The organism is Streptomyces sp. NPDC050388 (assembly GCF_040655635.1).
Classification (GTDB): domain Bacteria; phylum Actinomycetota; class Actinomycetes; order Streptomycetales; family Streptomycetaceae; genus Streptomyces.
The window spans coordinates 1-6,979 of sequence record NZ_JBFAKH010000087.1 but is presented as its reverse complement, the minus strand read 5'-3'; the positions used below and the strand labels follow the sequence as shown (position 1 = coordinate 6,979).

General features: G+C 69.7%; 4 protein-coding genes, 1 tRNA gene and 1 pseudogene. 2 read left to right on the top strand and 4 right to left on the bottom strand.

Annotated elements, in window-relative coordinates:
• Nucleotides 1-1,472 precede the first annotated feature (1,472 nt).
• From AB0I73_RS33515 to AB0I73_RS33500, 4 genes are all read right to left on the bottom strand, one after another.
• Nucleotides 1,473-1,548 (bottom strand) — tRNA-Ser (locus AB0I73_RS33515).
• Between the two features lie 206 nt (nt 1,549-1,754).
• Nucleotides 1,755-2,513, bottom strand: a complete 759-nt coding sequence (locus AB0I73_RS33510) for a DUF2182 domain-containing protein (protein ID WP_363043786.1) — start codon at nt 2,511-2,513, stop codon at nt 1,755-1,757.
• Entirely contained in the window at nt 2,510-3,124 is a 615-nt protein-coding gene (locus AB0I73_RS33505) for a DUF1326 domain-containing protein (protein ID WP_363043784.1), read from the bottom strand. The genes AB0I73_RS33510 and AB0I73_RS33505 overlap by 4 nt, the downstream gene beginning before the upstream one ends.
• Before the next feature lie 175 nt (nt 3,125-3,299).
• Entirely contained in the window at nt 3,300-4,031 is a 732-nt protein-coding gene (locus tag AB0I73_RS33500) for a hypothetical protein (RefSeq protein ID WP_363043782.1), read from the bottom strand.
• Nucleotides 4,032-4,577: 546 nt separating this feature from the next.
• Here AB0I73_RS33500 and AB0I73_RS33495 point away from each other — a divergent pair.
• Both AB0I73_RS33495 and AB0I73_RS33490 read left to right on the top strand, forming a co-directional pair.
• Entirely contained in the window at nt 4,578-5,705 is a 1,128-nt protein-coding gene (locus AB0I73_RS33495; RefSeq protein ID WP_363043780.1) for an acyltransferase family protein, read from the top strand.
• Between the two features lie 117 nt (nt 5,706-5,822).
• Nucleotides 5,823-6,238: pseudogene (locus AB0I73_RS33490) on the top strand (type II toxin-antitoxin system VapC family toxin).
• Nucleotides 6,239-6,979: the final 741 nt, after the last annotated feature.

The window sequence follows — 6,979 nt, the reverse complement described above, 5'->3', positions numbered from 1 at the left end:
CGTGCGTACCCTGTTTCGCACCGGGAGGGGGAGCGTCACCCATGGTCGAAGCGGGCGCCACCGAGGCATCCGAGGCGTGTGACACGGCTGCGGGTGAAAGCGTGAGGGCGGCGGCTCCGAGCAGGGGGCATGCCAGGAGTGCGATGGTTCGCTTTGCACGCATAGCTATTTTCCCTTTCGCGATGGGTGAGCGCCGACAGTGCCCGGCCTTCGGTCGGGAGCGTCACTGACTCCGCTGGACCGGGGAACTGGAATCTGGAACCTGCGCCGGGCGTCATTCGGGTCGATGGATTCACCCTCTGGCGCGACGCCATTTTCTCTGCACGCTGGCACTGCTGCAGTTATGGCGTCTGTCAGTTCGACCGTAGCGAGCAGTGGGCGGGATGTCCACTTATGGCCTACTGCGCCGAACGGACTTCCATTCTTGGCTCGTCAACGGCCGTCGCAGCAGGTAAGAGGCGCACCGGCCCAAGGGTGAAGGCTCACCCGAGCTGCTTCGGGACCAAGGTCCCGGGTCGTGCGCGGGCCGTCGAAGGGCGGCCCACAGACGGCTGATGACGGCCACTCAGGCATCGGTCGGTGCTGCACCGACGTCGATCGCGTGAGGTCGTTCCTGAGCTGCACCACTTCCTGGCCCACGGGCTCAGGGGATCGTGACGGAAACCTCGGATCGAGCGAGACGGGCATCCGGCGTCTCCCTCAAGATGTCGGCTCCTGACGCCTCGCCACCTGATGGGCCGTGGCATACCTGCGCGGTCGGTGGAATCGCAATGCCCGAGGTCAAGTCCGAAGCCGGCGCGGCCGGTGGGACCGAAGGCGCCACGATGCGGGCACGCGGTCGGTGGATGTTCAAGACGACCTTCGTCATCTGCTCGACGACCGGGGTCCGATCGGTGTCCCCGATCTCGTGCAGGATGAGTGCGACTGCTTCATGACACCCGCTTCCCGAGTGTGATCGCTGTGGCCGGGATCGAGGTCGGCGTGGCCGCCGCCACGGATCCCGTACGACAGGCGCGCCACGCCTGAGCTCTCGCTGAGGTACGGCACGAACACCGCGACCGCACCGCGCCGATCGGCGCATCGGAAGCGGCTGCCCACCTGACCGTCCACAAGGCGCTCAAGGCCGCAGGCACCGGCATCGACCCACCGGACGCACTGATCGCCGCCACCGCCCTGGCCCACGGGCGGACGGTCGCCACCCGCACCGTCGAACACCTGGCCCGAACCGGGGCCCCGGTGGTCAAGCCATGGGAGGAGAAGCTGTAGGCGGTACCGCAGGGCACGAGCCACCCTGCCGTCGTCGCCCCCCGGGGTGGCGCGAACTCTCTCTTCTGTCTTCGGCCGCTTCGGGGTCCCGCCGGCCCTTGAACGGACCACCATGACTCACGGGTCGACGAAGCGGCTGGATGACGTGCTCCAAGCGCAGGGTCCCCCCGTCCGCCGGACGGGGGGACCCTGACCAGGTGTTTCTCTGTGCCCCGGCAGGATTCGAACCTGCGACACCCGCTGGAGGAGTTCTCCGTGAGCGGTGCTGTGACCTGCGGAGACGTGAGCCGCACGGTGTCCGGCCCGGAGAAGCAGCCCTCCGTGGTTCTCACGTGTTCGCGCGGTTTCCCGGCCGCATGGGTGCCGCATCCGTTCCGCGTACGTGTCCGACTGACGGGACGGCGACGTGTGACGTGGTGGTCCGCCTCCACCTGCACAGCAGGACCGACCACGTCTGCCGCGGGAAGGAGCCGAGGGACGGCCCGTCCTCACATCCCGGCCGTACCGCCACCGGTGAGGCCCGGAGCCAGCGCCGGGACCCAGAAGACGGCGACGGCCAGGGCGATCGAGGCGATACCCACGGTACGGGCCACCAGGCGGCCGGCCGGAGCGAGCTTCTCGGCGGTGATCACGGCGGCCAGGACCACCATGGCCCACAGGTTCATCAGACCGAACGCCGCCAGCAGCACCATGAGCGACCAGCAGCAGCCCAGACAGAAGGCCCCGTGATGGGCTCCGGCACGCAGATCGCGCGAGAGCCCCGGGTACGAGGCGTAGCGCAGCATCAGCCCGATCGGCGAGCGGCATCTCGCCAGGCAGCGGTCCTTGAGGGGCGTGAGCTGGTAGACGCCGCTGACCGCGAACACGGCCGCCGCCACCGCGGTCCCCGTGGCGGCGGGGAGGCTCGCCGCCCGGCCCAGGCCGACGGCCAGCGCGTACGCCGGCAGCCCGGCCGCGGCCCAGACGAGCAAGTAGGCGACCGTGAAGACGACCATGCGCGGCGCCCGGTGCACGGTCATGGTGCGTGCGTACAGAGCGGCGACGGGTGCCGTGGCGGGCAGCATCATCGCGGCCATCATCAGCGTCCACACGGCCAGGAAAGCGGACAGGCCCAGGCCCATGGTGCCGGGCATCGCCTGCATGCCGCCCCGGCTCGTCGCCGCCCAGACCCAGGCGGCGGCCGCCGCGACCAGCAGCAGCCCGGCGGGGCCCGCCCTGCGGCGGCCGGTGACCGGCCCACCGGTCACGCGGACCACGTGAAGGGGGCCGAGTGCCCGTTGCCGCCGGTGAAGTCCCAGGACCGGCCGTACACGCCGTCGCCCGTCGCCCGGGTGGACCGGGCGATCGTCAGCGTGCTGTTCGCCGGGTGGAAGATGCCGGTCAGGCCCATCACCGGACCGTCCTCGCCGAACTGCGGGGCGACCTGGTCCTCGATCTCGATGTCGATGGCGTCGCCCACCCGTGCGGCGTGGCGGCGGCCGTCGTCGTGGTAGTCGATGGGGACGCGCTCCACGCCGAGGACCTCACCGATGAGCGGAGTGAGCGCCGCCATCGGCCCGCCCGCCCGGCCGGAGAAGACCTTCCCCAGCGCCTCCGCCTGACTGTCGTCGGCCGAGGCGTCGACGTACAACGCCACCTGCCAGCCGCCCTCGGCCATCACCCGGGGCCCGTCGATGAAGACGGCGACGCTGCGGTCGGAGACGTCCACGCCGTCCACGTTCCCGCTGTCCATGTGGAACGCGAAGGTCACCTGGCAGCGCTCGTGGTCGGCCGGTGCGGCGAAACCCGAGGTGGTGCAGGGACACACCACGTCGCAGTTGCAGCTCTCCAGGTACGTGCCGTTCAGGTTCCAGGGCATGACTCTTCCTCCCTGTTTCGGTCCCCCCGGCGAAGGGAACACACCGGGAGGGGCCGCCCCTCCCGGTGCCGCTCTCCTTCAGGCTATTCCCGACGACCCCCGTCGCGCAGATCCGCTCGACCCGGTGGCCCCGTCTCCGGCGTCCGTGGCCGAGCCCGCGTCCTGGTGGTGGATGTCAGTGGCTCGCCTTCACGGTTTCCGACGTCGCTGCACGGAACGACTCGGTCGCCTCGAAGTGCGCGCGGAAGTAACCGTTCTTCGTATCGGGGATGTCGGCCGAGAAGGCGTGGCCGCTACCGGACCAGATGGCTTCCGTCGTGAGCAGGTCCGTCCACTGCTTGCCGTTGCGCGAGTACTGGATGTGCACCGGGATGGTGCCGGGCGTCCAGCCGTCGGGGAAGTCCATCGCACCCTCGACGTGCACGCCGCGGTCCTGCGTACGGGTGGCCGAGAACGAGGTGAAGACCGAGGCGCGCAGAACGGTGACCCGGGCACTGTTCGCGGAGACGGAGGCGATGAACGGGTCGTCACTGTGCGACGCCACGTGGAAACTGCCGGTTTGCCACGGGGCGTGGGCGAAGGTGACCTTGCCGTCCTCGCCCGTCGTGAAGTGGCCGACGGTCTCGGACTGACTGCCGACGGTGGAGGGCTCGAAGAGCACTCCACCGCTCTGGCCCTCGAAGGGCGCCCAGCCCTGTGGGGTCTCGCGCTCCAACGTCGCCGTGAAGGCGACCTGTTGCCCGAGGTCGACCGTCCGGGCCTCCGCCGGGGCCTGAACGGTCCAGCGCGTGGCCACCTGCCGGACGCCGATCTGTATCGACGGGGACTCGCCGTACAGGACGTGGGGTTTGTCGTGCCGGGAGACGGCCTGGACGGGCACCGCGTCGTTCACGGTGAGGATCGACATCCACGATCCCTGGGCGGATGCCACAGCCCGTGTCCGCCAGGCGCGGACGCCGATGTCGCCCACGGCTGTCAGAGGCCCCTTGGAAGGATCGCGAGGGGCCTCCCCTCCGCGCCCCGGCAGGATGCGAACCTGCGACACCCGCTTGAGGAGTTTTCCCCGGGCGAGGCTGTGACCTGCGGAGACGTCGACCGCAGGGTGTCTGCCCAGGAGAAGGACGCCTCCGCGGTTCTCACGTGTTCACGGTGCTTCCCGTCCCCGTGTGTGCTGGATGCGCGCCCGTGGACGCCGTCCGACGAAGGCATGGGTTGCTCGGGGAGCCGGCGAGCGGCCGGAGTGAGGTGCGGGCGTCCCGCCAGTGTGACGGTGACGCAGCGCCGACGGAGGCGAGTGGGGCTCCTGATGTACATGTGGAGTTCACCGCACGAACCCGAACCGGCAACCGAGCCCTTCACGGAGATCGGCACGGTGTGCCCAGCCCCGTCAAGTCGAGCACCGGTGCGGCGGCCGATCCCGCTGCCGAGCCGCTGTCAGGAGCCCGCCGTCGTGATGGACAAACCACTCCCGAGACGTACCACCACTGTCTCCACGGACCACGTCGGCGGGGCGGGCCGGACCAGGAACCCGTGGTGGGACAACACCCGGTTCCTCTCCGCCACGCTGATCGTGATCCTGCACACCGGCGGCAGCATCATCGCGCGAGAAGACGCGCTGCACTCCTTCCACATCGCCAGCTGGGCCTTCCGGGTGCCTGCCTTCGTCGTATTGGCCGGCGTGTTCAGCAACGCGGGGCCGCTCGGCCCCCGCTCCCTGCGCACCCTGCTGCAGAGCATCGTGCTGCCCGCCCTCGCGTTCAGCTTGCTCTACTCGCTGGAGAAGTACTGGCTGGGCAACGAGTTCATCGTGCATGTCGTCCAACTGCCGTGGACTCTGTGGTTCCTGATGTCCCTTTTCTTCTGGCGGCTGCTCCTGCCGTTCGTGGTCCAGCTGCGTCACCCCTTGCTCGTCACCACGGTCGTCGCCCTCGCCGTGGGGTACGTCGAGGAGTTCGGGTTGGCCTTCTCGGCGAGCCGCACGCTCGTCTACCTCCCGCTGTTCTATCTCGGCTGGCGGATCGGCCAGGGCTTCCTGAACACCTGGTTCACCAGCCGCTGGAGCCTGTTCGTGGCGGTCGCCGGGATCCTTGTCTCCTGCGGTGTGGGGTGGCTGTGGCACCGGGACATCAAGGGCAGCTGGCTTTCCATGCGCCATGCTTACTCCGCCGCCGATCCGCTGAGCCTGGAATGGGCCTGGGTCATCCGGCTGCTGGTGCTGGCCTCGGCCGCGGCCCTGGTGCTCTGTCTGCTGCGGCTGATGCCCCGGCGGCGGCTGCCGCTGATCACCACGCTGGGCGCCGGAGGGTTCACGATCTACCTGCTGCACCCGCTGGTCATCCTGCCGGCCCGGGAACTGGGCTGGATATCACGGGTGAACACCCCGGTCGAGATCGTTGGCCTGGTGCTGTGCGCGGTCCTGCTGACGATGGTGCTCGGATCCCCGCCGGTGCGCCGCCTGGTCCGTCCGCTGACCCGGCCGTCCACCGGCTGGCTGTTCGCCCCCGCCACGCCCGGGCCGCAGCAGCCGGAGCGGGTAGCTGCCCACGCACCACCCGCACCGGAGCCCGTGCGCACTCCGTAGCCCCCACCGGGCCGCCCTGCCGGCAGCGAAGAGCGCGGCCGACTCCTCCCCGGACGATCCCTGCGCCCGCTGACCGACCGTTCGACGTACGCGCAGGGACTCCTCGACACCAACATCATGATCTTGCGCCGGTGGGTGGCCCCGAGGAACTGCCGGACGAAATGGCGATCACCGCCATCACCCTGGCCGAGCTGTCCACCGGCCCGCACGAGGTCCGCCGCAACGACGAACAGAGCACCTACGACGAACACACCGAACGCGCCCGCAGGCTCGAGGTCCTCCAGCGCGCCGAGAACGATTTCGACCCCCTCCCCTTCGACGCCGACGCGGCCCGCATCCACGGCCGCATCCGTGCGGCGGTGATCAGCGCCGGCCGCACGCCGCGCCGCCGGGTGGCCGACCTGATGATCGCCGCCATCGCCGTGACCGAGGACCTCCCCCTCTTCACCACCGACCCCGACGACTTCAAAGGACTGGACGACCTCCTCACCATCGCACCGGTCACCCGCCCGAAGGTGCCCCACGAAGGCTGACGCCGGGACACCGGGTCGGCGGGAGCGCCACGGACTTCGTGGTACGAGCGCGACACGGACGCGATCGGCAGCAGGGCCGGTTCGGAGCATCAAGCCCTCGAACCGGCCCTTGACTGCTGTTCCCCCGGCAGGATGCGAACCTGCGACACCCGCTTGAGGAGTTTTCCCTGGGCGGGGCTGTGACCTGCGGAAACAGCGGTCGCAGGGTGCCTGGCCTGGGGAAACACCCCTCCGAAGTTCTCATGTGTTCACGTAATTTCCCGGCCTCATGTGTGCTGAATCCGTTCTGGCGGGCCCTCCTCGAGGACGACCGTCGAGCTTGTGCGGGGGCTCGCCCGGCTTGACTTCAGGGCGACGGCAAAGGCGCACTCGGCGGACCGACGTCGGGTGTGAAGCCCGGAGCCGTGCGCCTGTCGCGTGGGGTGATCAGCGGATTCGCCCCAGGGGTACGGGCGGGACGGTGACGCTCGTCGGTCGTGGCTGTGGTCGGCCCCGCCAGGTCGGCACGCCGGCCGTCCGTCGGGGGTGGTCGCCGCTCCGCCGCGTCATGTCCCGGTCGCAGCCGGGTGGCTGCGGCCGGGGGGGCCGGGGTGAAACCTTTCACTCGCATGGGCTGGAACCTGTCATGGCTGCTGTAGACATGCGCATGCGTCGGGGTTAGTGTGTCTGCTGTCATCAGGAAGTCAGTGAGGCGTGGCAGACACGAACTGCCCGCGTGGAGACAGAGGTTCTGGCACGGCG

What these genes read in the sequence shown, in the direction of transcription:
- AB0I73_RS33505 (WP_363043784.1), bottom strand. Translation starts at nt 3,124, where the DNA reads ATGCCCTGGAACCTGAACGGCACGTACCTGGAGAGCTGCAACTGCGAC.
- AB0I73_RS33500 (WP_363043782.1), bottom strand. Translation starts at nt 4,031, where the DNA reads ATGTCGATCCTCACCGTGAACGACGCGGTGCCCGTCCAGGCCGTCTCC.
- AB0I73_RS33495 (WP_363043780.1), top strand. Translation starts at nt 4,578, where the DNA reads ATGGACAAACCACTCCCGAGACGTACCACCACTGTCTCCACGGACCAC.